Genomic DNA, 20,501 nt, shown 5'->3' with positions numbered 1-20,501 from the left:
CCTGGCTCAGGCGTTGGCCTGAAGAAGGGGAAGGACTTCGGCGCAGGTGGCGCCGCGGGCACCCTGGCGCTGCATGTCGTCGAGGAAAGCCTGCGCCTGTGCTTCGAAGCCTGCGACCGGACTCATGGCGTCGCTGACCAGCAGCAGCTTGCCCAGCTGGCGCGAAGGCAGGTATTGCGCGAGGTGCTCGGTCGTGGCCTTGACGCAGTGGCTGCTGGCTTCGCCCGCGATGACGATGAGATCGGACTCGTCCAGCTGCGCGATGAGATCGCGGTTGAGCTGCGTGTCGGGGTCGGTGGCGTCGGGCACCTCCGCCTGCATGGCGCTGTAGTGCTCGGTCCACGGGTTCGTTCCCTTGATGATCTTCTGCACCACGCCCAGGCGCTGGTCTTCCCAGCGGTTGTAGGCGGCCTTGACGGCGGGGTGCACGTTGTGGCCCCAGCTGCCGATCTCGCAGTGCACCGGCCACACCATGAGCGTGTAACGGCCGGCCTGCTCCAACGCGTCAAGGTAGGCCAGGGTGCGCGGCAGCGCGGCGGGGTCGCGTGGTGCGTAGCTGCCGGCGCGCACCTGCGCGGCGGTGATGGCGGTGAAGGGGCTCACGGCCTCGCCCGCGCCGGTCTGCCAGAAGGTGGGGTGGGCGATGTCGTAGCGCTGGTGCGAGTCGAGCGTGACGACGATGCTGGAGAGGCCGGCGCCGCCCTGCTCGATGAGTGACGCCAGGCGCAGCATGTCCGCGTGCGCGCCGCTCACCGGCAGCGCGGGCGCGGCCAGCGCGTTGCGCACCGGGTCGAAACCGCGCCAGGCCTCGGGCAGGTCGCAGAAGTCGTTCTGCGGGTCGATGATCAACAGGGCGATGGGGCGGTTCATGGTGTCCTCCTGGGTCGATGGCAGGGTAAACGAATCGGCTGTTTTGTCTTTGAGTTGTACTGTACAACTTATATGGGTTGTATAGTACAACTCAATCAAACGGTGTCAAGACATGTCTTCTTCTCGTGTGGTTTTCAAGGCGGTGGCTTTCGAGCGGCCCCTGGTCACGGTCGATGTGGTCATCTTCACGGTGATGGCCGATCAGCTCTGCGTGCTGCTGGTGCGACGCCCCGAGGGCGCGGGCGAGCCCTACCCGGCGCGCTGGGCGCTGCCCGGCGGCTTTGTCGATGTGGAGCGCGACGCCTCGCTGCTGGCCTGCGCCGAGCGCAAGCTGCGCGACAAGACGGGTGTGGCCGCGCCCTACCTGGAGCAACTGGGCAGCTGGGGTGACGCAAAGCGCGACCCGCGCGGCTGGTCCACCACCCACGCGTACTTTGCGCTGATCCCGCAGCCCGAAGCGGCCGAGGGCAGCGCCACCATCACCGAGTGGGTGCCCTGTGACCAGGCCGCGCGCCGGCGCCTGGCCTTTGACCACAACACCATCCTGAGCACCGCCATCGAGCGCCTGCGCAGCAAGGTGGAATACACCTCGCTGCCCGCCTTCCTGCTGCCCGAGCCGTTCACGCTGCCGCAGCTGCAGCGGGTGTACGAGGTGGTGCTGGGCCGTCCGCTGGACAAGAGCGCCTTTCGCAAGCGCATGCTGGACGCTGCCTATCTCGAAGAAGTCGGCATGGTGACCGGCGACCACGGCCGCCCGGCCATGGGCTACCGTCTGCGCGAGCGCGACCAGGCCACGGTGTTCCCGCGCACGTTCAAGTCGGGGGAGTGAGCGTCAGGCGCTGACCGCCCGGTCCAGCGCCTGATCGATGTCCCACAGGATGTCGTCGATGTGCTCCAGACCGACCGAGATGCGCACCATGTCGGGCGGCACGCCGGCCGCGAGCTGCTGGGCCGCATCGAGCTGGCGGTGGGTGGTGCTGGCGGGGTGGCTGATGAGGGTGCGCGTGTCGCCGATGTTGACGAGGTGGCTCATGAACTGCGCGCTTTCGATGAACTTCACACCTTGTTCGAGCCCGCCTTTCACGCCGAACGCGAGCAGGCCGGAGGCTCCGCGCATCTGCTCTTTCATGAGCCCGTGTTGCGGGTGGTCGGGCAGGCCGGGGTAGTTGACCCAGCCCACGCGCGGGTCGTCTTTCAGGTACTGCGCCACGGCGAGCGCGTTGGCGCAGTGGCGCTCCATGCGCAGCGGCAGCGTCTCCACGCCCTGCAGGATCTGCCAGGCGCTGGTGGGCGAGAGTGCGGCGCCGAAGACGCGCAGGCCTTCCATGCGGCAGCGCATGGTGAAGCCGAAGTCGCCAAAGGTTTCGTAGAACCTCACGCCGTGGTAGCCGGGCGAAGGCTCGGTCATGCCAGGGAACTTGCCGTTGTCCCACGGGAATTTCCCGCCTTCGACCACCACGCCGCCGAGCGTGGTGCCGTGGCCGGCGAGGTATTTGGTGGCGCTGTGCACCACGATGTCGGCGCCGTGTTTCAGCGGGTTGCAGAGGAAGGGGCTGGGCACGGTGTTGTCCACCATCAGCGGCAGGCCGTGTGCGTGGGCCACGTCGGCCACGGCCGCGATGTCGAGCACGACCATGCTCGGGTTGCCCAGCGTTTCGGCAAACACGGCGCGCGTGTTCGGGCGGATGGCGGCGGCGAAAGCGTCGGGGTCCGTCGCGTCCACGAAGCTGGTCTCGATGCCGAACTTCTTGAGGTTGACCGCGAGCATGGTGACGCTGCCGCCATACAGCGCGCCGGCAGCAACGACGTGGTCGCCCGCCTGCAGCAGCGTGGTGAGCGCCAGCGCTTCGGCCGCCATGCCGCTGGCGGTGGCCACCGCCGCGCGGCCGCCCTCCAGCGCCGCCACACGCTCTTCGAGCGCGGCGACGGTGGGGTTGGAGAGGCGCGAGTAGACATTGCCGAAGGTCTGCAGGTTGAACAGGCTGGCGGCGTGTTCGGCGCTGTCGAAGACGAAGCTGGTGGTCTGGTAGATCGGCAGGGCGCGCGCGCCGGTGGCGGCGTCGGGGATCTGGCCCGCGTGGATGGCCAGGGTTTCGGGCTGGAAGCTGCGGTCGGCCATGGTTCAGCCCTGCCTTGGCCGGTGGGCCGAGATGACCTGGGTGTTCACCCCGGCCCAGTTGAGCCCGCCGAAGAGGCGCGCGTGTTCGATCTTCACGCAGCGGTCCCACACCGAGTCGAGCCCGGCGGCGGTGGCGATGCGGTCGGCTTCTTCGCTCATCAGGCCGAGCTGTTGCCACAGCGTCTTGGCACCGATGGCGACGGCGCTGCGTGCCACGGCCGGGATTTCTTCGGCCTTGCGGAACACGTCGACCATGTCGACCGGGAAGGGAATGTCTTCCAGCCGCGGATAGCTCTTTTCGCCCAGGATTTCCGGGTAGCGCGGGTTCACCGGCACGATGCGGTAGCCGTGCTCCTGCAGGTACTTGGCGGCGAAGTGGCTGGGGCGGTGCCATTCGGCCGAGAGGCCGACCACGGCGATGATGCGGTCGCGCGCGAGGATGCGGCGCAGGGTGGGTATGTCGTCTTGCATGGTGCACACACAATAACGGCATGGCGACCGAACGCAAGGCCCTGCCTGTCATCAACCCGACGCGCTGCACCGGCTGCGGCTGGTGCGTGGGCGTCTGCCCGCCGCACGTGCTCTCGCTGGAGACGGCCCCGAACTGGCAGAAGAAGAGCACGCTGCACGACGCGGCGGGCTGCACCGGTTGCGCGAAGTGCGTGGTGAAGTGCCCCTTCGACGCCATCACGATGGTGCGTATACCCGATCCCGCCGATTTGCGCTGAGCGCCCACCACTTGGGTCGGCGCAGCGCCGTCTTCTGCGCGACAGCCGACCTCATTTGCTGCAATGCAGCAAGATGGCCCATCCGCCCACGCCGTGTGGGCGCCCCCCATCGGAGAAAACCCTTGAGCGATCTGTCGTCACCCATCCACGCCCCCGTCCTGCTCGACAAACTGCAATGGCGCTACGCCGCCAAGAAGATGGACGCCACCCGGGCCGTGCCGCAAGACAAGGTGGACCGCATCGTCGAAGCCGCGCGCCTGGCGCCCACCTCCAGCGGCCTGCAGCCCTACGAGATCATCGTCGTCACCAGCAAGGCCGTGCGCGAGCAGATCCAGCCCATCGCCTGGAACCAGGCGCAGATCACCGACGGCTCGCACCTGCTCGTGTTCGCCGCCTGGGACAACTACACGCCCGAGCGCATCAACCACATGTTCGACCTCACGAACGAACAGCGCGGCGGCACCAACGAAGGCTGGGAAAATTACCGCCAGCTGCTGCTCAAGACCTACCCGCCGCGCGACGCCGAAGTGAACTTCCAGCACGCCGCCCGCCAGGCCTACATCGGCCTGGGCGCCGCCCTGATCGCCGCCGCGTTTGAAGAGGTGGACAGCACGCCCATGGAAGGCTTCGACCCGGCCAAGCTGGACGAGATCCTGAAGCTGCGCGAACGCGGTCTGCGCAGTGTCGCGATCTTGCCGCTGGGCTACCGCGCCGACGAGGGCGACTGGCTGGTGAACCTGAAGAAGGTGCGCCGCCCGCTGGAGCAGTTCGCGACCGAAGTGAAGTGATGTGATCTGACCGCGCCGCTGGTCACGGCGCGGCCGATCAAGCGTGGCTACTGCCCCACGGCCTGCCGGGCCAGTTTGAGAAAGCGCGCACGGTCTGCGTCGCCCAGTGACGGCAGGATGTCGTCCTGCAGGCTCCTCACGACCGGGACCAGCGCCTTGAAGATGCGTTGCCCTTCGGGGGTCAGCGACAGTTCGCGCGCCCGGCGGTCCCGCTCGCTGACGACGCGGCGCACCCACCCCTTCTGTTCCAGACGCTCGATGACGCCGCCGATGGTGGCGCGGTCGTAGGCGATCATTTCGGCCACCCGCGCCTGGTCCGTGCCGGGCTGGTTGTGGATCGCGTCGAGCGCCGCAAACTGGATCGGCGTCAGATCAAAGCCCGCCGCCTGCGTGCGCTGCACGAAGACCAGGGTGGACTGCTGGTGCAGGCGGCGGATCAGGTGCCCCGCCATGTCGAGTGAGTCCATCCTCTCGCTCCGTTTCAAAGTTCTGCTTCCCATCGGGTGCGCCGGCTGGCCCCGTTGATAAGTATACGTACCGTATTGACACCAAATAGTAAGTATAGATATCATTTGCACACACACCGAATTTTCATGGTGCTCTTCAAACCCAGGAGACAAGCAATGCAGTTCTACAAGGATGGCTTCCGCGGCGGCAACCCCGACGTCAAACAGGCCGCGCCCAACCGCCGCAACCGGGGCGTCAACGAACCCTTGCCCGAGAAGGTCGACGTGCTGATCGCCGGCACCGGCCCGGCGGGCCTGTGTCTCGCCGCCCAGCTCGCGCAGTTCCCGGATATCGAGACGATGATCGTCGAGCGCATGCCCACCAACATCATCAAGGGCAAGGCCGACGGCATCAACACGCGCACCATGGAGATGTTCCAGGCCTTCGGTTTCGCCGACAAGGTCAAGCGCGAGACCTACTGGGTGAACCAGACCAACTTCTGGATGCCTGACCCGGTCAACCCGCAGCACATCAAGCGCGTCGGCCGGGTGCAGGACGTGGCCGACGACAGCTCGGAAATGCCGCACATCCTGATCAACCAGGCGCGGCTGCACGAGCTGTTTCTCGAAGTCATGAAGAACTCGGCCTCGCGCCTGGAGCCCGACTACAGCTGGGAGATCGTGAGCCTGACGGTGGACCCCAACACCGACGACCACCCGGTGACGGTGACGCTCAAGGACGCCAGCGGCGTGAACTGGTGGGCCACGCGCACGGTGCGGGCGAACTACGTGGTCGGCTGCGACGGCGCCCATTCGGCGGTGCGCAAATCCATCGGCGGCGAACTGCACGGCGACGCCGCGCACCAGGCCTGGGGCGTGATGGACATCCTGGCCAACACCGACTTCCCCGACGTGCGCCAGAAGTGCCTGATCTCGTCGGCCAGCGAGGGCAACGTGCTGATCCTGCCGCGCGAGGGCGGTTACGTGTTCCGCATGTACGTGGAGCTCGACAAGCTCAAGGACGGCGAGAAAGCCGCGAGCCGCAAGTTCACACAGGAGGACATGATCGCGGCGGCCAACCGCATCATCCAACCCTACTCGATCGACGTGAAGGAAGTGGTCTGGTGGTCGATCTACGACATCGGCCACAGCCTCACCGACAAGTTCGACGACGTGCCCGAAGGCTCGGACCGCGCGCCCCGCGTGTTCACCGCCGGCGACGCCTGCCACACCCACTCGCCCAAGGCGGGCCAAGGCATGAACGTCTCGATGCAGGACACCTTCAACCTCGGCTGGAAGCTGGTGCACGTGCTGCAGGGCCGCGCCGACGCCAGCCTGCTGCGCAGCTATTCGAAAGAGCGCCTGACCGAAGCCAAGCGCCTGGTCGAGACCGACCACGAATGGTCGCGCATCATGTCGGCGCCCACCACCCAGGCCGAGCGCGACGGCACCGAGGAGCCGCGCATCATCCGCCAGTTCAAGGCCAACCTCGAATTCACCGGCGGCACCGCGGTGAAGTACGACACCTCAACCCTGTTCGCGCCGCCGACGCACCAGGCGCTCGCCCAAGGCGAAGAGATCGGCCGCCGCTTCCACTCGGCCCCCGTGGTGCGCCTGTCCGACGCCAAGCAGATGCAACTCGGCCACGCCGCCGAGGCCGACGCGCGCTGGCGCATCTACGCCTTCGCCGGCCAGGCCGACAGCTCCAACCCGGGTTCCGCGATCCACAAGCTCGCGGACTGGCTGGAGACCGACCCGAAGTCCCCGGTCATCAAACACACCCGCCAGGGCGAAGACATCGACGCGGTGATCGACGTGCGCGCCGTGTTCCAGCAGACCTTCGACCAGCTCGCCTACGAGCACATGCCCTCGCTGCTCAAGCCCAGGACCGGCCAGCTCGGCCTGCAGGACCACGAGAAGATCTTCTGCGTGGACCACAAGGGCGCGGGCGACATCTACGACATGCGCGGGATTGACCGCGAACGCGGTTGCATGATCGTGGTGCGCCCCGACCAGTACATCGCGAATGTGCTGCCGCTGGACGGGTTTGAGGAACTCTCGGCGTTCTTTGCCGGGGTGCTGCGCTGAGGTAGCGGGTACTGGGACATGGGCTGAGCACCCCGCACACTTCGGCGCAGACCGAAGCATGCGGGGGCCGGCCGGCCGCACAGTGGACTCCCTGTTCCACACCCGTGCCCGACGCCATGGCCGCCACCTCCATCACCTGCTTCATCCGCTACCAGATCGACCCCTTCCAGCGCGAGGCCTTCCGCCGCTACGCCGAGGCCTGGGGCCGCATCATTCCCCGCTGCGGCGGCAACCTGCTCGGCTACTTCCTGCCGCACGAAGGCAGCAATGACATCGCCTGGGGTTTGATCGGGTTTGACGACCTGGCCGCCTACGAGCGCTACCGCGCCGTGCTGCGCACCGACCCCGAAGGCCGCGCCAACTTCGAGATGGCGCAGGCGCAGCGCTTCATCCTGCGCGAAGAGCGCACCTGGCTCGAAGACGTGGCCGGCACGGTCCACCAGCCGCGGCAGGTGGCGCCATGATCGCGGTGATCTTCGAAGTCGAACCGCACGAGGGGGCCGCGCCGCGCTACCTCGACACCGCGGCCAGCCTGTTGCCCGAGCTGCAGACCATGGACGGTTTCATCTCGGTGGAGCGGTTCGAGAGCCTGGCCCGGCCGGGGCGCTACCTGTCGCTCAGCTTCTGGCGCGACGAGACCGCCGTGCGCGCCTGGCGCGAACAGGACCACCACCGCGCTGCGCAGCAGGCCGGGCGCTCGGCGGTGTTTGCCGACTACCGCCTGCGCGTGGCCGCGGTGCTGCGCGACTACGGCCTGTACGAACGCACGCAGGCGCCCGAAGACTCCCGGGCTGCGCTACGCTGAGGGCCATGACCCGCAACCAGCACGAACCCCGCCTCGCCCGCGTGGCCGCCATGGTGGCCGACCCGGCGCGTTCGCGCATGCTGGCCTACCTGCTCAGCGGCGAATGCGCCAGCGCCAGCGAACTGGCCCGTGCCGCGTCCGTGACGCCCGCCACCGCCAGCGGCCACCTCACCCAGCTGCTCGACGCCCGCTTCGTGGTCTGCGAACCGCGCGGGCGCCACCGCTACTACCGCCTCGCCGACGCCGACGTGGCCCACGCGCTGGAAGCCCTGGCCGTGGTGGCCGAGCGCGGCGAACACGAACAGCAATGGGCCTCATCGCCCGAACGGGCTCGGCTGCGCGAGGCGCGCTGCTGCTACGGGCACCTGGCGGGGCGGCTGGGCACCCGGCTGTTCGACGGCCTGATGGCGGCCGATGGACTGCAGCCGGCGAGCAGCGGCTTCACGCTCACCGACAGCGGCCGCGCGTGGCTGCTGCGGCTGGGTTTCGAGGCGCCCGAGCCCGGCAAGAAAAGGCGCTACGCCTACCCGTGCCTGGACTGGTCCGAGCGGCGCGACCACCTGGCGGGCGAACTGGCCGACCAGCTGTACCTGCATCTGGTGGCGCAGGGCTGGGTGCGGCGGGGGACGGGGCGGGATGTGGCGGTGACGCCGGTGGGGCAACAGGCCTTGCTGCCCCTGTTGGCCCCTCAAGCGTGAGGGGCCGGCTTGGCCAGGTCACGGTCCAGCAAACAATCGATGAAAGCGCGCAGCACCGCAGCCTGTTGGTGCCGGTTCGAGTAATAGATGTACAGGCCCGGGCGCGTGATCGACCAGTCGGCCAGCACCTGCACAAGCTGTCCCTGGGCGAGATGCTCATCGACGCGTTCGCGGTCGAAGGCGTAGGCAATGCCCAAGCCTTGCAGTGCGGCGGCGACGCCGATGTCGGACTGGTTGGTGACCAGTGGACCTGTCACCGCCACCTCGACCCGCCTTCCCCGTTTTTCGAACTCCCACTGGTAGGCCCGGCCGTCGGACTGCAGCCGCCAGTTGATGCAGGCGTGGTGATGCAGGTCGGCGGGTGATTGCGGCAGACCGCGCCGCGCCAGGTAGTCGGGCGACGCCACGGCGACCATCTTCACGTCCGGCGTCAGGCGCACCGCGATCATGTCCTTCTCCAGCCGCGCGCCCACCCGGATGCCCGCATCGAAGCGGCCCGCGACGATGTCGCTCAGCCCGTCGTCGACCACGATGTCCAGCGACACATCCGGGTGCGCACGGTGAAACCGGCCCAGCCGCGGCGCGATGATCTGCCGCGCCGCCATCCCCAGGGTGTTGATGCGCAGCGTTCCGCTCATCTGCCCCCCCGCCGCGCTGGCCTCGGCCACGGCGTCGTCCATCGCCCGGAACAGCGGTGCGATGCGGGCGTGCAGCTGCTCGCCTGCTGCGGTCGGCGCCACGCTGCGGGTGGTGCGGTTCAGCAGCCGCGCACCCAGCCGGGCTTCGAGCTGGCGGATGGTCTGGCTCAGCGCGGAAGGCGACACACCGAGGTGCTCGGCGGCCCGGGCAAAGCTGCTGCGCTCGACCACGGCGGCAAAGGCTTTCAGTTCGGCGTAGTCGGAGCCGCGCATTGTGTACTCATTGCTAAATAACCCATTCGGATTCTAGGTGATTTACTAATTTCTCCAGCGGTCGCATCCTGAGGCCTTCAACCACCAGGAGTCCTCACCATGACCACTCTGAAGCTTCCTGAACCCATCGCCGCCTACTTCGCGGCCGACCGGCAGAACCCCGACGCGCTGGCCCGCTGCTTCACCGCGCAGGCCACCGTGCAGGACGAAGGCCACACCCACACCGGCCTGGACGCCATCCGGGCGTGGAAGGCAGCCGCATCAACCCAATACGCCTACTCGACCGAACCCTTCGCGCTCGACCAGGACCACGGGCACCACGTCGTCAGCGGCCGGGTGACCGGCAACTTCCCAGGCAGCCCGGTGGACCTGCGGTACCGCTTTCGCCTGGAACGCGGCCTGATCGCCTCGCTGGAGATCGCACCATGAGCTTCGATCTTCAACTTCAAGGCCGGCGCGCGCTGGTCTCGGGCGGCACCAAGGGCGTGGGCGCGGCCGTGGTGCGTGCGCTGCACGCAGCGGGCGTGCAGGTGATGACGACGGCGCGTTCGCTGCCCGCGACGCCCATCGACGGCGTGACCTGCATCGCCGCCGATCTCACCACGGCGCAGGGGGTGGCGGACGTGGCGCAGTCGGTGCTCAGCCAATGGGGCGGCGTGGACATCCTCGTCAACGTGCTGGGGGGCTCCAGCGCACCGGGCGGCGGCTTCGCGGCCCTGGACGATGCGCACTGGTTCAACGAGCTGAACCTGAACCTGATGCCCGCCGTGCGGCTCGACCGCGCGCTGCTGCCCGCCATGCTGGCCCAGGGCTCCGGCGTCATCGTTCACGTGAGCTCGATCCAGCGCCTGCTGCCCTTGCCGGAATCGACGACCGCCTACGCCGCGGCCAAGGCGGCCCTGTCCACCTACAGCAAAGCGCTGTCGAAAGAGGTGACACCGAAGGGCGTTCGCGTGCTGAGCGTCGCGCCCGGCTGGATCGAGACGGAGGCCTCGGTGGCGCTGGCCGAGCGGCTGGCAAGCCAGGCCGGGACGGACTACGAGGGCGGCCAGCGCATCATCATGCAGTCGCTGGGTGGCATCCCGCTCGGACGCCCGGCCCGGCCGGAGGAAGTGGCCGACCTGATCACCTTTCTGGTGTCGCCGCGCGCGGGCTCCATCTCGGGCTCAGAGCACCTGATCGACGGTGGCACGGTGCCGACGGTCTAGGGCCCGGTGGCCAGCCGTCCGACATCGCTGGTCATGCGCCTTGCCGATGCGGCGGCAGGCGATGCGACCGCCGGAACGCCTCGGGCGTCGTGCCGACCCGGCGCCGGAAGAACTTGACGAAGTTCGTCGGTTCGCTGAAGCCGAGCAGCTCGCCGATCGCCACCGATGTCGACGTGCTGTGCACGAGCAGACGCTGGGCTTCCAGGGCCACGCGCCGGTCCACCGCCTCCTTGGCCGAATGCCCCAGCACGTCCTTGCAGGCGCGCGTCAGGGTACTCGTCGAGACGCGCAAGCGGCGGGCGAGCAGCGCCACCGACGGGCGGGTATCGACCATGGCATCCAGCTCCCGCCGCATGCGCCGGACCAGCATCGCCGGCACCGTCGGCGATGTCGCCTGGCCCGTCGCCGACCGGCTGAGGCGGAGCATCATGCACATGAGCAGTTCGTGCGCCATCGCAGCCGACAGCTCGTCCAGCAACGGCTGGTCGAGTTCCCTGCGCAGCATCGTGGCCAGGGAGCGCCAGTCCGCCAGCCCGTCGGCGTCCATCAGGAAGTGAAGCGGCCACTCCTCCAGACGCAGCAGTGCCATCGTCCCCTGCCGGAACCTGGCGACCGTCGGCTGCACGACCGCCGGGTTGATCAGCAACACATCCGCATCGAAGCCATCCGTCGGCTGCCATTGCTGCACCTGCCCGGGTCTCACGAAGACAACCCCGCCCGCGCGCAACCCGAAGCGCTCGAAATCGACCCGATGGTCCCCGCGCCCGGTGGTGGCCACGAGAACCATGAAGAACTCGACGCGCTCCGTCTCGAAAAACTGCTCCACCGGCACACGGGCGCGCAGTTCCGACAAGCGCATCAGCTCCACGCCGATGGGGTTCAGCCGCGCACTCTCGAAGCGTGTCTCGCGCAGCACCTTCCGGTTCTGGGTCACCAGCCATCCTTTCAACCCATCGATGGGCACATGCGCGATTTCTACCATCAATTGCTCGACGATGACCTAGCAACCCGCCGGGGATGCCGGCACAGTAGGCGCCTCAAACCAACCACTGTTCACTCCGATGCCTTCCCTCCGCACTTTCCCGTCCCGAATCCTCACGCTGGGCCTTCTGGCCGTTGTCGCTGGCTGCGCATCGCCCTCCTCTTCTTCCCAAGGAACCTCCATGTCCTCTCAGCCCAAAGAACAAGTCGTCGCACTGCTCAAAGCGATCGAGACCGGCGAATCGGCCCCCGTGGCGGTCGTCAACCCCGGCAAGTACATCCAGCACAACCTCGCCGTCGGCGACGGCCTGGCCGGTTTCGGCGCGGCGCTGCAGGCGCTGCCCAAGGGCTCGGCCAAGGTGAACACCGTGCGCGTTTTCCAGGACGGCGACTTCGTCTTCGCGCACACCGACTACAACTTCTTCGGCCCGAAGATCGGCTTCGACATCTTCCGCTTCGAAGACGGCCAGATCGTCGAACACTGGGACAACCTGCAGGAGACGCCTGCCAAGCCCAACCCGAGCGGGCGCACGATGATCGACGGCCCCACCGTGGCGAAGGACCTGGACGAGACGGCCGCCAACAAGCAGCTGGTGGCGGCGTTCGTCGACGACATCCTGGTGAATGGCCGCATGGACAAGCTGGCCGGCTACTACGACGGCGACAACTACCACCAGCACAACCCGCAGATCGCCGATGGCCTGTCGGGCCTGGGCGCCGCGCTCCAGGCCATGGCCAAGGCCGGTGTGACCATGAAATACAGCAAGGTGCACAAGGTGCTGGGCGAAGGCAACTTCGTGCTCACCGCCAGCGAAGGCGAATTTGCCGGCAAGCCCAGCGCGTTCTACGACCTCTTCCGGGTCGAGAACGGCAAGATCGCCGAACACTGGGACACGATCGAAGCCATCCCGGCGCGGTCGGCGTGGAAGAACCCCAACGGCAAGTTCTGAAGCAGGACGGACCGATGAACCCCTTGAAGTTTCTGCCGGGCAACGCCCTGCTGACCTCGTTCGCGGTCCCGCCGGACCTGGCCACCGGTCATGGTGGCCAGGTCATCGAAGTGGTGACCTTCCAGCTCAAACCCGGCGTGTCTGTCGCCGAGTTCGCCCCGATCGACCTCGTCGTGGAGCGGGATCACGTCGCCAAGCAGCCGGGCTTCGTGTCGCGCGAAAGCGCTCACGGCGCGCAAGGCGAATGGCTGGTCATCGTGCATTGGCAGTCGGCCCAGGACGCCGACGCATCGATGGCGACCTTCGAGCAGGCGCCCGCCGCCGCATCGTTCATGTCGAAGATCGACGCCTCGACCATGCGCATGAAGCGCTACCAACGCTAGGGTCTGGTTCGTGCCCCGGGTCGACACGACACCGCCCCGGCACGCTTTCGCGATGCGCGCTGTTGCCACGGTCACCTGGCGGGGCGGTATGTGACGGTGACGGCGGGATAGCCCCGACCGGTCAAGGCGTGTCCGGCGCCTACGCCGCGTGGGCGCGGAGCCAGGCCACGATGTCGGTGGTCACCTCGTCGCCGTTGGTCTCGTTCAGGATTTCGTGGCGGGCGCCGGGGTACAGCTTCACCGTCACATCGGCCAGGCCCGCCTCGCGGTAGCGTTGGCCCAGCAGCTGGATCAGCGCGCCGCGGCCGGCCAGCGGGTCGGCGTCGCCGGAGGCGATCAGCACCGGCAGGTCGCGGCGGATGCCGGCCAGCAGCGCGGGATCGGCCACCCGGGGCGCGGGCTCGAACAAGGCGGGGATCACATCGGCCGGCACGTCCCAGCCACACCAGGGGTTGGCCACGTAGGCGTCCACCTCGGCGGGGTCGCGCGACAGCCATTCGTAGCCCGTGCGGTGCTCGAAGCCCGCGTTGAAGGCTTCGAGCCCGGCGGGTGCGTCCGCGGGCGCGTTGGCCATGGCCGCGCCGAACGCGTCCAGCGCGGTCGAGCCGGACAGCACCACACCCGACCATGTGGCGGAGTGGTCGAGCATGGCCGCCTGCGCGGCAAACGAGCCCATCGAGTGCCCAAACAGAAACACCGGCAGGACGCCGTGCTGCGCGCGCAGCGCGGCGCCGAACTGGGCCACGTCGGCGATCAGGCCGCCGAAACCCGCCGCGCCGAAGTCACCCAGGCGCCCGTTGGCGGTGCGCCCGTGCCCACGGTGGTCGACCGCGTGGACCACGAAGCCGGCCGCGTTGAGCGCCCGGGCAAACCGGTCGTAGCGTTCACCGTGCTCGGCCAGCCCGTGGGCGATCTGCACCACGCCGGTGGGCGGGCCGGCCACGTCGGCCCAGGTGTAGGTCGCGATCGGGGCGCGGTCGGCGTCGGAGATGAAGGAGGAGGTCGAGGTGGTCATCGGACCATTCTCACCCCGCACACGCTCCGCCCGACCTAGTGAAAACGGCAAGGCGCTCCGGTCAGGCGTCGATCTGCATCGACGGACGCGCCTGCACCTTCTGCAGCCAGGCGTTCGTGGTCGGGTGCTTGTCCACCGGTGCACCCAGGTAGACGCTGTAGCCGATCACCGAGGCCACGATCAGGTCGGCCAGCGTGTACGCCTCGCCGAGCAACCAGGGCCGCTGGCTCAGGCGCCCATCGAGCACGGTGAGCAGTTCGTCCAGGGCCTTGTGCGCGGCGGTGCCGTGCGCGTCGCCGGGCGTGCCCATGTCTTTCGCGGCCTGCAGCCGGAACACCTGCGCGCCATAGGTCACGTAGGCCCAGGTGCTCCATGACATGGCCTGCAAGTGTTCCGGCGTGCCACCGGCCGGCCACAGGCCGCTTTTCACGCCATAGGTGTGGCCTAGCCACAGTTCGATGGCCAGCGCCTCGAACATCGGCGCGCCGTCCACCGTGATCGTGGGCACCTTGCCATTGGGGTTGAGGGCCAGGTAGTCGGGCCGGCGCTGCTCGCCGGTGGTGATGTCGATCTTGACGCGCTCGTGCGGCACGCCGAGTTCGGCGAGGGCGCAGGCGACCGGGGTGGCGCTGGACATGGGGTGCCAGTAGAGAACGATTTGGGGCATGTTGGGCTCCTTGGTGGTGTGAATGGCGGGCCCGACACCGCGCCGAACCCGTGGCTGCAATGTCGCGCCCATTGCGGACAGTTCCGGCCCTCAATAAAAGTTAGAGTGCAACCATGCTGTCATCGTCCTCGCGCCTGCTGCGCGTCCTTTCGCTGCTGCAAACGCGCAGCCACTGGGCCGGCCCCGAGCTGGCCGAGCGGCTGGCGGTGCACCCGCGCACGCTGCGGCGCGACATCGACCGGCTGCGCCAGCTCGGCTACCCCATTCACGCCAGCAGCGGCGTGGCGGGCGGCTACGCGTTTCGCGCGGGGCAGACGCTGCCGCCGCTGCTGCTGGACGACGAGGAGGCGCTGGCGGTGGCCATTGCCCTGCAGATCGCCGCGGCCGGCACCGTGAGCGGCGTGGAAGAAAGCTCGCTGCGCGCGCTGGTGAAGCTGGAACAGGTGATGCCCACCCGCCTGCGCCGCCGCACGGGCGCGCTGCGCTCGGCCATCGTGCCGGTGCAGCGCATGGGGCCCACCATCGACGCCAGCGTGCTGGCCACCCTGGCCACGGCCTGCCGCGACCAGCTGCAGGTGGGCTTCAGTTACCGCGACCTGCGCGGCCAGACCAGCGTGCGCCAGGTGCAGCCGCACGGGCTGGTGCACACCGGCCACCACTGGTACCTGGTGGCCTGGGACCCGGCGCGCGACGACTGGCGCACCTTCCGCATCGACCGCGTGCAGGGCACACCCCGCACCGGCGTGCACTTCGCGCCACGCCCGGCGCCCGCAGGCGACCTGCGCGCCTACGTCACCGGGGCCATGGCCGGCGTGCACCAGCAGGGCGACCAGGCACGCGTGGTGCTGCACCAGTCGCGCGAGGTGATGGCGAAGACCATCCCCCCATCGGCCGCCACGCTGGAAGCGATTGACGACGCGCACTGCCTCATGCTCTGCGGCACGGGCCAGCTGGACTCGCTGGTCTACTGGCTCATGGCGCTGGACGTGGAGTTTGATGTGCTGGAGCCACCCGTGCTGAAGGAGCGGCTGCGCCGGGCGAGTGAGCGGGTGGGGCGGAGCTTGGCGCGGGGTGGTGGCTGAGCTTCGGTGGCCGCGGCGAACGGTGCAGGGTTCACGTGAAGACCGGTATAGGCTGATTGCGGCATATCAGTCGGCTACCCCACTAAACGATAGCGATGGACCTGCATCAGAGATAGCCCCGGAGAGATTGCCCAGCTTTATACGGTCATTAGCAAATTCAAATGCTGGACTCCCAACCCGCGGCCGCTTGCCGTACAAGTTTGCATTGCACTAGGTTGCGAGCAGCGCACTAAACCTCCTGCACTCACCCTTCTCCCGCCGGCAACACCTTGCGGCCAAACTCAATCTCAAAACCATCTGGCACTGGCTTGAAGGGGTATGCCGGTGAGCGGTGGCTGCTCTGAAACTGGCGCAGCGCCATCACGTCGATCTCGCCGATTACGCAGTAGTCGGTGATGCCGCCCTTGACTCGCAGCAGGTCGCGCTGCCAGCTCTCCTTGAACGGGGCTCGGATTCGGCTGTCGCCGTACTGGCGGTCGTTGCACTGGACGATGAAGGCATGTATGTCCAAGGCGGCAGACTCCACGAGCGCATTGAAAGTTTCGGTGTCCTGGTTCCACTCAGGCACAAAGAGCGCATCTACCTTGCCGCGCAGGGCAGCGCGGTGGCTAATGTTGGTCAGCTCGCTGCACACCAGTAGGGCAAAGCGCAGGTCGCCATGCTGCAGGATGGGTGGTGTCCTCCAGGCCTTGTCCGGCCTTAGTTCCAGCCCGGCCAAGCGCTTTAGTTCCTGCTCTTCATGCAAGGCCGGGCGCTGCTTGTCTTGCCGGTAGATCATCAGCGAAGGGAATCCCAGGCCGTCGTGCGACAGAGCAGCCCACACTTGATTGCGCACCCGTGCCTTGCTGGCGTGGAGGTACTCGATGCCGGTGATCAGCGATATGCCGCGCCCTTGCAGCTTGCGGGCGATGCGGATAAACCAGTGCGCAGGTAAGGCTAGCTCGGGCAACACCAAGTAGCGGCTGTGTTGTGGCTGCGCAATGACCCCATCTAGCAAATGACATAGGCGGGCATAGCGCTCGGCATCGGGATCGGGCATGCGCATAACCGAGGCGGTCCAACTCGCCATCTGTGTTTTCCAGCTGGAAACGGCAATGCCGTACCGGTGCCGTGACTGGCCATCGGGGATTTGCAGTACGTCATGTTTGTCGAAACTGGGCGCAGCGTTACCAAGTTTGAAGCCACGAGCAGCCAGCACGACGGCCTGCATGACCTCGTGCTCAGCAGCGTCATAGGCCGATTTGTTCAGGATGAATAGCTCCGGCAGACTGTATGGGCGAGTGGCAAACAGCAGGCCGTGTGGGAGGCCTTTGAAGCGCGTCCACTTGGCCAGGTGCTGTGTGCCACTGAGCACGGGGTCTGGCAGCAGGTCCGCCGCATGGGCGCAGGTCGACACCGTCTTCTTAGCCGGAATGCCCCGCTGAGCCACCATTTCCTTAGGCAGGCCCAGGAAGCGGAAGGGCATGTGCGCCAGATCGAACGAGAAAAGGCGAGCCTGTTGGTCTTGGAAGCCTTTGGGTGACAAATACCAGCTCAGAAGCGCATCGAGGTCCAGCACAGGCATGTAGTCCGCCATGTGCGCCTGCCATGCTGCCTTGCCGTCTTTCGATAGCCGGGGCGGGAAGGCCGCGCTGATACTCTCGCGCACGGTGGTGTAGAGCTGCTTCTGCCAGACCTTCATTACTTCTGATGCAGGCGGCACGCTGTCGGCTGGACAGGCTTTGACTCCTAGCGCGCAACTATCGGTCAGTTGGGTGCAGAGTTTCTCCAGCGCGCGCAAGATTTTGCGTACGGCCTCGAAGTCTTCGCAGGCTGTTGCCAGCCGTATGACCCGGGGCAGGTACACCGCCAGGTCAAAGAACTGCGGCAGCACTAGCACGTGTTGCACAAAGGCACGGAAGAAGGCATGACGGTGCGCTTGCCAAGCCTCTGGCAGCAGGTCGCGCTCGTAGGCTTCAAAGTCGCGTAGCTTGATGGCAAAGCCAGCGCGGCGCATGGTCAGGGCATCGGCCTTGCGCAGGTTGTCGGCCGCTTCGCCGTCGCTTTGCGTGGCGGCCAGTAGGTCGGTTCCCACATGGCTGGCCGAGCGTGGCAGGCGGGGCATGGCGCGCCACTCGCTGGCCCGCGCATGGATCTGGTGGGCAATGGCATCTACCAAGGTTCTGCCCGGCTCGCCGGCGAGCATGAATACCTTATTTTTGGCGTTGGCAAAGCGGATTTCGCTGTCGTTCAGGTAGGCGGGCTGGAAGCCGATTTGCTTGTGCTCGTGGCCAGACACCCAAGCCAACTTGCCAGAAGATCGGGCAAACAGCCATTCCCAAAGTTCGGCGGTGGATCGGAAGTTCGCTCCGTTCTCCATAACCAGAAGGATGTCGTCTACATAGCGGCCGTAGTACAGCGGCGCGAGCTGCTGCTCTACGATGCGGTCCAATTCGACCAGCGCCACATTCGCTACCACGGCTGACGCCGGCAGCCCGACCGGCAGGCCCTTCTTCAACGGTGTGGCAGCTGCCCACGCCTTCAGCGCCTGAATGAATATGCGATGAAGCTTGGCTTGCGAGCTTGACAATTCCAAGCCCAGCACATCGACTACGAATGCCGGGGCGAGCATGAAATCGGGACTCAGCTCGTGATAGAACGAACTGACATCCGCCGTGAGCGCCACGATTTTTTTGTTGGCATCCAGTGCGGTGCGCATGGCCTGAATGCCTTTGTCGCGCCAGTCGCGAAAGGGCTTGAGATAGGACTCAAAGGTACCAAGGGAGAGTGTGTTGATGGTCTTGCGGTCCTGTGTGCGGCGCAGACGGTTGCCATAGGCGCAGCTCGTCAGCTTGGCATCAAAGAGGTGACCAACCTTCAGCATCCACAGCGTGGACAGTACGTGGAAGTCCAGGCTGCACTGAGCCATTACCCGGAACTCGGCTTTGGGCTTCTGGGGTTTGTCGCCTTCGCCCAGCAGGCAGCAGGCGTGCTCCCATTCCTCGGCGGGTGAGGAATAGATCAGACCGTTGCCGTGCTGCTCGCGGTATTGCTCCCAGCACGACATGTCCACGGACTTGGCGACCAGGGTCCAACCACCGATGAACTCGGGCTGCGTGACCCAGGACTCATCGTCGCCTTGGAGTTTGACCAGCAAGGCGCTGAGATTGTCGTGAAGGGTCTCTTCGTAGTCCGCAATCGCGTCCAGCGAGGCATTGGACGAGTAGTACAGATCGACTTTGGCTTTTCGGTAGGCTAAGCCGAGATCATTGAGGCTGGTCATTGGAGATCTTTCGCTGGGGCATCGATGGTATTGGGGCGTCGTGACGCGCTCGCAACTCATCGCACCTTGAAACAAGTGCTTCGAAGCGATCTGCAGTTTACGCAGTGAATTGGCGTGGGTTGTTCTGTGTCAGTTAGCCCACTGAGCATCGGCAGATGCTGCCGGTCACTAATGTCTGAAACTGGCCATTTCAGCCCTTCGCCTCATGCATACGTAAGGCTCCTGTTCGGTCGCAAGCGGTCACTAATTGCAAGACCTCACACGTCGTGCTCAGTTCTGGCGGCAGCATCTGAACCGACTTCGGGAGGCAAGAACATGTCCACCAGGCGCCGCGAGAACAGCACGCCGAAGATGCCTCTCCCTTCGTCGAGTGCCAGATCTCGTTCGGCAGACACCTGTTCTATGAACTGAAGCGTCTTGTGATTCAGGTGGCTCTTCACCTGGGCAATCATCTCGTCTACCACTTGAATCTCATGAGCCAAACGATGAAGACCAACGGCTTGAATGTCCACACCAACAGTGCGCTCCCAGAGCGACCGGTAGTGTTTGAAGACTGGAACGCGCCCGTTGAAATAGACCTCATTGAACTTGAGCTTGTCGAGTACAACGTTGCCATGGAGGAGGTCGTTTCTCTCGTTAACGAGCGTGTGATAGGCCTTGAACGCGGCGTGCTTGTAGTCGATATGTGATTCGAAGCCGATGCAGGTCATCGACAAGGTCTTAATGCGAACGTCGATTGGTTGCCGGATGGCGTTGTCCCGCAGCCTCTCGTCAGACTTGAGCTCTGGTCGCATGAGCGCGAACAGGAGGAGATTGACGAATGCCTCTGCCATCACCGGAAGCATCGATCGGATTCCAAAGCACAAACCAAGCCCCTTGGAATAGCGCGCACTGATCTCCGACCAGTCGGTGTCAAGCGCTTGCTGAACACTATTTATGTCGGGAATCGCCTCATTCTCGGGTTGGAGGTTCAAAGCGTTTAGCTCACGCCGCAGTGAGCTCACAGAGCTTCGAATGCGCTGATACGGATTGACAAACTCGGTCCAGTCCTCAAGCGATTTCCTCAGCTGAGCCATCTGCTTGCCGTGCACCTCGAAGTCCGCCTTCATCTGCGCGGCGAGGTCCGGCATATCGGCTTGGCTGACGTCCGGGACGTCGAGAAGCATTACAGTGGTTCGAAAGTTCATTCCTTGGAACAGGATCCAGCCCGTTCCAGCGCGTAGCATCCATTCCCAATGAACCAAGTTGTCGGAGCTGTCGTTGCGAAGGAAGTTTTGCGGACCGTTTGGAAGACCGAAGCGTGCGTAGAGATAGCAATAGAGATCGCTGGGAGCAATTTCATTCCTGAGGGCAAAACAGCTCACCCTGGGCGATCGATTCTTTTTCTGCAGCTCAACAATCACCTCCTCAAAGGGCGGGCAGACCAGACTGGCATTGAAGTCAGCGGCAATGGACATACTTGTTCGGCCAGGTGGCGTATTGCGACGATCCGGTAGCTTA

At 66.1% G+C, this 20,501-nt stretch carries 22 protein-coding genes; 12 read left to right on the top strand and 10 right to left on the bottom strand.

The genetic code is table 11. The annotated features are described in order from the left end of the window. Positions 1 to 6: 6 nt before the first annotated feature. A complete protein-coding gene (locus ACN5W5_RS16765) occupies positions 7 to 870 on the bottom strand; it encodes a cysteine hydrolase (RefSeq protein ID WP_420049625.1) in 864 nt (287 codons plus the stop codon). A gap of 112 nt (positions 871 to 982) precedes the next feature. Here ACN5W5_RS16765 and ACN5W5_RS16760 point away from each other — a divergent pair, with 112 nt between their 5' ends. Continuing rightward, entirely contained in the window at positions 983 to 1,699 is a 717-nt protein-coding gene (locus tag ACN5W5_RS16760) for an NUDIX hydrolase (protein WP_420049624.1), read from the top strand. A gap of 3 nt (positions 1,700 to 1,702) precedes the next feature. On the opposite strand, the gene ACN5W5_RS16755 is transcribed toward ACN5W5_RS16760, so the two are convergent. Both ACN5W5_RS16755 and ACN5W5_RS16750 read right to left on the bottom strand, forming a co-directional pair. Next, positions 1,703 to 2,989, bottom strand: coding sequence for an O-acetylhomoserine aminocarboxypropyltransferase/cysteine synthase family protein (locus tag ACN5W5_RS16755; RefSeq protein ID WP_420049623.1), 1,287 nt, complete (start codon positions 2,987 to 2,989; stop codon positions 1,703 to 1,705). A 3-nt stretch (positions 2,990 to 2,992) separates the two neighbouring features. Continuing rightward, on the bottom strand, positions 2,993 to 3,460 hold the full coding sequence (locus ACN5W5_RS16750; protein ID WP_420049622.1) for a CoA-binding protein: 468 nt from the start codon (positions 3,458 to 3,460) through the stop codon (positions 2,993 to 2,995). A 20-nt stretch (positions 3,461 to 3,480) separates the two neighbouring features. On the opposite strand from ACN5W5_RS16750, the gene ACN5W5_RS16745 reads away from it, so the two are divergent. Together ACN5W5_RS16745 and ACN5W5_RS16740 are read left to right on the top strand one after the other, a co-directional pair. Further along, positions 3,481 to 3,717 carry an ATP-binding protein gene (locus ACN5W5_RS16745; RefSeq protein WP_420049621.1) on the top strand — a complete coding sequence of 79 codons (237 nt, stop codon included), beginning with the start codon at positions 3,481 to 3,483 and terminating at the stop codon, positions 3,715 to 3,717. 122 nt (positions 3,718 to 3,839) lie between these two features. Further along, positions 3,840 to 4,505: a nitroreductase family protein gene (locus tag ACN5W5_RS16740; protein ID WP_420049620.1), complete on the top strand. Its 666-nt coding sequence runs from the start codon at positions 3,840 to 3,842 to the stop codon at positions 4,503 to 4,505. A 47-nt stretch (positions 4,506 to 4,552) separates the two neighbouring features. Here the strand turns inward: ACN5W5_RS16740 and ACN5W5_RS16735 are convergent, their stop codons facing one another. Beyond that, complete coding sequence (locus ACN5W5_RS16735) at positions 4,553 to 4,972, bottom strand: MarR family winged helix-turn-helix transcriptional regulator (protein WP_420049619.1); 420 nt, start codon at positions 4,970 to 4,972, stop codon at positions 4,553 to 4,555. Between the two features lie 156 nt (positions 4,973 to 5,128). Here ACN5W5_RS16735 and ACN5W5_RS16730 point away from each other — a divergent pair, with 156 nt between their 5' ends. From ACN5W5_RS16730 to ACN5W5_RS16715, 4 genes are all read left to right on the top strand, one after another. Further along, positions 5,129 to 7,039 carry an FAD-dependent monooxygenase gene (locus ACN5W5_RS16730; protein WP_420049618.1) on the top strand — a complete coding sequence of 637 codons (1,911 nt, stop codon included), beginning with the start codon at positions 5,129 to 5,131 and terminating at the stop codon, positions 7,037 to 7,039. A gap of 116 nt (positions 7,040 to 7,155) precedes the next feature. Continuing rightward, on the top strand, positions 7,156 to 7,503 hold the full coding sequence (locus ACN5W5_RS16725) for an NIPSNAP family protein (protein ID WP_420049617.1): 348 nt from the start codon (positions 7,156 to 7,158) through the stop codon (positions 7,501 to 7,503). Beyond that, complete coding sequence (locus ACN5W5_RS16720; RefSeq protein WP_420049616.1) at positions 7,500 to 7,844, top strand: antibiotic biosynthesis monooxygenase family protein; 345 nt, start codon at positions 7,500 to 7,502, stop codon at positions 7,842 to 7,844. The genes ACN5W5_RS16725 and ACN5W5_RS16720 overlap by 4 nt, the downstream gene beginning before the upstream one ends. Positions 7,845 to 7,849: 5 nt before the next feature. Further along, positions 7,850 to 8,542, top strand: a complete 693-nt coding sequence (locus ACN5W5_RS16715) for an ArsR/SmtB family transcription factor (protein ID WP_420049615.1) — start codon at positions 7,850 to 7,852, stop codon at positions 8,540 to 8,542. Here the strand turns inward: ACN5W5_RS16715 and ACN5W5_RS16710 are convergent. Then, positions 8,533 to 9,453: a LysR family transcriptional regulator gene (locus ACN5W5_RS16710; protein ID WP_420049614.1), complete on the bottom strand. Its 921-nt coding sequence runs from the start codon at positions 9,451 to 9,453 to the stop codon at positions 8,533 to 8,535. The two genes, ACN5W5_RS16715 and ACN5W5_RS16710, sit on opposite strands and share 10 nt — an antisense overlap. Before the next feature lie 99 nt (positions 9,454 to 9,552). On the opposite strand from ACN5W5_RS16710, the gene ACN5W5_RS16705 reads away from it, so the two are divergent. Continuing rightward, positions 9,553 to 9,882 carry a nuclear transport factor 2 family protein gene (locus tag ACN5W5_RS16705; RefSeq protein WP_420049613.1) on the top strand — a complete coding sequence of 110 codons (330 nt, stop codon included), beginning with the start codon at positions 9,553 to 9,555 and terminating at the stop codon, positions 9,880 to 9,882. Then, entirely contained in the window at positions 9,879 to 10,661 is a 783-nt protein-coding gene (locus ACN5W5_RS16700) for an SDR family oxidoreductase (RefSeq protein WP_420049612.1), read from the top strand. Before ACN5W5_RS16705 ends, ACN5W5_RS16700 begins: the two co-directional genes overlap by 4 nt. A 31-nt stretch (positions 10,662 to 10,692) precedes the next feature. On the opposite strand, the gene ACN5W5_RS16695 is transcribed toward ACN5W5_RS16700, so the two are convergent. Then, positions 10,693 to 11,643, bottom strand: coding sequence for a helix-turn-helix domain-containing protein (locus tag ACN5W5_RS16695; protein ID WP_420049611.1), 951 nt, complete (start codon positions 11,641 to 11,643; stop codon positions 10,693 to 10,695). Between the two features lie 181 nt (positions 11,644 to 11,824). On the opposite strand from ACN5W5_RS16695, the gene ACN5W5_RS16690 reads away from it, so the two are divergent. Together ACN5W5_RS16690 and ACN5W5_RS16685 are read left to right on the top strand one after the other, a co-directional pair. Beyond that, positions 11,825 to 12,592: a nuclear transport factor 2 family protein gene (locus ACN5W5_RS16690; RefSeq protein ID WP_420049610.1), complete on the top strand. Its 768-nt coding sequence runs from the start codon at positions 11,825 to 11,827 to the stop codon at positions 12,590 to 12,592. Positions 12,593 to 12,606: 14 nt separating this feature from the next. Then, positions 12,607 to 12,975, top strand: coding sequence for an antibiotic biosynthesis monooxygenase family protein (locus tag ACN5W5_RS16685; RefSeq protein WP_420049609.1), 369 nt, complete (start codon positions 12,607 to 12,609; stop codon positions 12,973 to 12,975). A 139-nt stretch (positions 12,976 to 13,114) separates the two neighbouring features. On the opposite strand, the gene ACN5W5_RS16680 is transcribed toward ACN5W5_RS16685, so the two are convergent. Both ACN5W5_RS16680 and ACN5W5_RS16675 read right to left on the bottom strand, forming a co-directional pair. Beyond that, positions 13,115 to 13,990 carry an alpha/beta fold hydrolase gene (locus ACN5W5_RS16680; RefSeq protein WP_420049608.1) on the bottom strand — a complete coding sequence of 292 codons (876 nt, stop codon included), beginning with the start codon at positions 13,988 to 13,990 and terminating at the stop codon, positions 13,115 to 13,117. 61 nt (positions 13,991 to 14,051) lie between these two features. Next, on the bottom strand, positions 14,052 to 14,657 hold the full coding sequence (locus tag ACN5W5_RS16675) for a glutathione S-transferase family protein (protein ID WP_420049607.1): 606 nt from the start codon (positions 14,655 to 14,657) through the stop codon (positions 14,052 to 14,054). Positions 14,658 to 14,770: 113 nt separating this feature from the next. Here ACN5W5_RS16675 and ACN5W5_RS16670 point away from each other — a divergent pair, with 113 nt between their 5' ends. Further along, complete coding sequence (locus tag ACN5W5_RS16670; protein WP_420049606.1) at positions 14,771 to 15,739, top strand: helix-turn-helix transcriptional regulator; 969 nt, start codon at positions 14,771 to 14,773, stop codon at positions 15,737 to 15,739. Between the two features lie 244 nt (positions 15,740 to 15,983). Here the strand turns inward: ACN5W5_RS16670 and ACN5W5_RS16665 are convergent, their stop codons facing one another. After that, positions 15,984 to 19,001 (bottom strand): RNA-directed DNA polymerase, encoded by a 3,018-nt coding sequence (locus tag ACN5W5_RS16665; protein ID WP_420049605.1) that lies wholly within the window; start codon positions 18,999 to 19,001, stop codon positions 15,984 to 15,986. Between the two features lie 257 nt (positions 19,002 to 19,258). Further along, entirely contained in the window at positions 19,259 to 20,458 is a 1,200-nt protein-coding gene (locus tag ACN5W5_RS16660; RefSeq protein ID WP_420049604.1) for a hypothetical protein, read from the bottom strand. Between the last annotated feature and the right edge of the window lie 43 nt (positions 20,459 to 20,501).

The organism is Hydrogenophaga sp. ZJX-1, assembly GCF_048590325.1.
In the GTDB taxonomy this organism is placed as follows: Bacteria; Pseudomonadota; Gammaproteobacteria; order Burkholderiales; family Burkholderiaceae_C; genus Hydrogenophaga.
This window is presented reverse-complemented; position numbering and strand designations above follow the sequence as displayed.

Excerpts from the sequence above, each read along its gene's own strand:
- ACN5W5_RS16765 (WP_420049625.1), bottom strand. The coding sequence starts at position 870 with ATGAACCGCCCCATCGCCCTGTTGATCATCGACCCGCAGAACGACTTC.
- ACN5W5_RS16760 (WP_420049624.1), top strand. The coding sequence starts at position 983 with ATGTCTTCTTCTCGTGTGGTTTTCAAGGCGGTGGCTTTCGAGCGGCCC.
- ACN5W5_RS16755 (WP_420049623.1), bottom strand. The coding sequence starts at position 2,989 with ATGGCCGACCGCAGCTTCCAGCCCGAAACCCTGGCCATCCACGCGGGC.
- ACN5W5_RS16750 (WP_420049622.1), bottom strand. The coding sequence starts at position 3,460 with ATGCAAGACGACATACCCACCCTGCGCCGCATCCTCGCGCGCGACCGC.
- ACN5W5_RS16745 (WP_420049621.1), top strand. The coding sequence starts at position 3,481 with ATGGCGACCGAACGCAAGGCCCTGCCTGTCATCAACCCGACGCGCTGC.
- ACN5W5_RS16735 (WP_420049619.1), bottom strand. The coding sequence starts at position 4,972 with ATGGACTCACTCGACATGGCGGGGCACCTGATCCGCCGCCTGCACCAG.
- ACN5W5_RS16730 (WP_420049618.1), top strand. The coding sequence starts at position 5,129 with ATGCAGTTCTACAAGGATGGCTTCCGCGGCGGCAACCCCGACGTCAAA.
- ACN5W5_RS16725 (WP_420049617.1), top strand. The coding sequence starts at position 7,156 with ATGGCCGCCACCTCCATCACCTGCTTCATCCGCTACCAGATCGACCCC.
- ACN5W5_RS16720 (WP_420049616.1), top strand. The coding sequence starts at position 7,500 with ATGATCGCGGTGATCTTCGAAGTCGAACCGCACGAGGGGGCCGCGCCG.
- ACN5W5_RS16715 (WP_420049615.1), top strand. The coding sequence starts at position 7,850 with ATGACCCGCAACCAGCACGAACCCCGCCTCGCCCGCGTGGCCGCCATG.
- ACN5W5_RS16710 (WP_420049614.1), bottom strand. The coding sequence starts at position 9,453 with ATGCGCGGCTCCGACTACGCCGAACTGAAAGCCTTTGCCGCCGTGGTC.
- ACN5W5_RS16705 (WP_420049613.1), top strand. The coding sequence starts at position 9,553 with ATGACCACTCTGAAGCTTCCTGAACCCATCGCCGCCTACTTCGCGGCC.
- ACN5W5_RS16700 (WP_420049612.1), top strand. The coding sequence starts at position 9,879 with ATGAGCTTCGATCTTCAACTTCAAGGCCGGCGCGCGCTGGTCTCGGGC.
- ACN5W5_RS16695 (WP_420049611.1), bottom strand. The coding sequence starts at position 11,643 with ATGGTAGAAATCGCGCATGTGCCCATCGATGGGTTGAAAGGATGGCTG.
- ACN5W5_RS16690 (WP_420049610.1), top strand. The coding sequence starts at position 11,825 with ATGTCCTCTCAGCCCAAAGAACAAGTCGTCGCACTGCTCAAAGCGATC.
- ACN5W5_RS16685 (WP_420049609.1), top strand. The coding sequence starts at position 12,607 with ATGAACCCCTTGAAGTTTCTGCCGGGCAACGCCCTGCTGACCTCGTTC.
- ACN5W5_RS16680 (WP_420049608.1), bottom strand. The coding sequence starts at position 13,990 with ATGACCACCTCGACCTCCTCCTTCATCTCCGACGCCGACCGCGCCCCG.
- ACN5W5_RS16675 (WP_420049607.1), bottom strand. The coding sequence starts at position 14,657 with ATGCCCCAAATCGTTCTCTACTGGCACCCCATGTCCAGCGCCACCCCG.
- ACN5W5_RS16670 (WP_420049606.1), top strand. The coding sequence starts at position 14,771 with ATGCTGTCATCGTCCTCGCGCCTGCTGCGCGTCCTTTCGCTGCTGCAA.
- ACN5W5_RS16665 (WP_420049605.1), bottom strand. The coding sequence starts at position 19,001 with ATGACCAGCCTCAATGATCTCGGCTTAGCCTACCGAAAAGCCAAAGTC.
- ACN5W5_RS16660 (WP_420049604.1), bottom strand. The coding sequence starts at position 20,458 with ATGTCCATTGCCGCTGACTTCAATGCCAGTCTGGTCTGCCCGCCCTTT.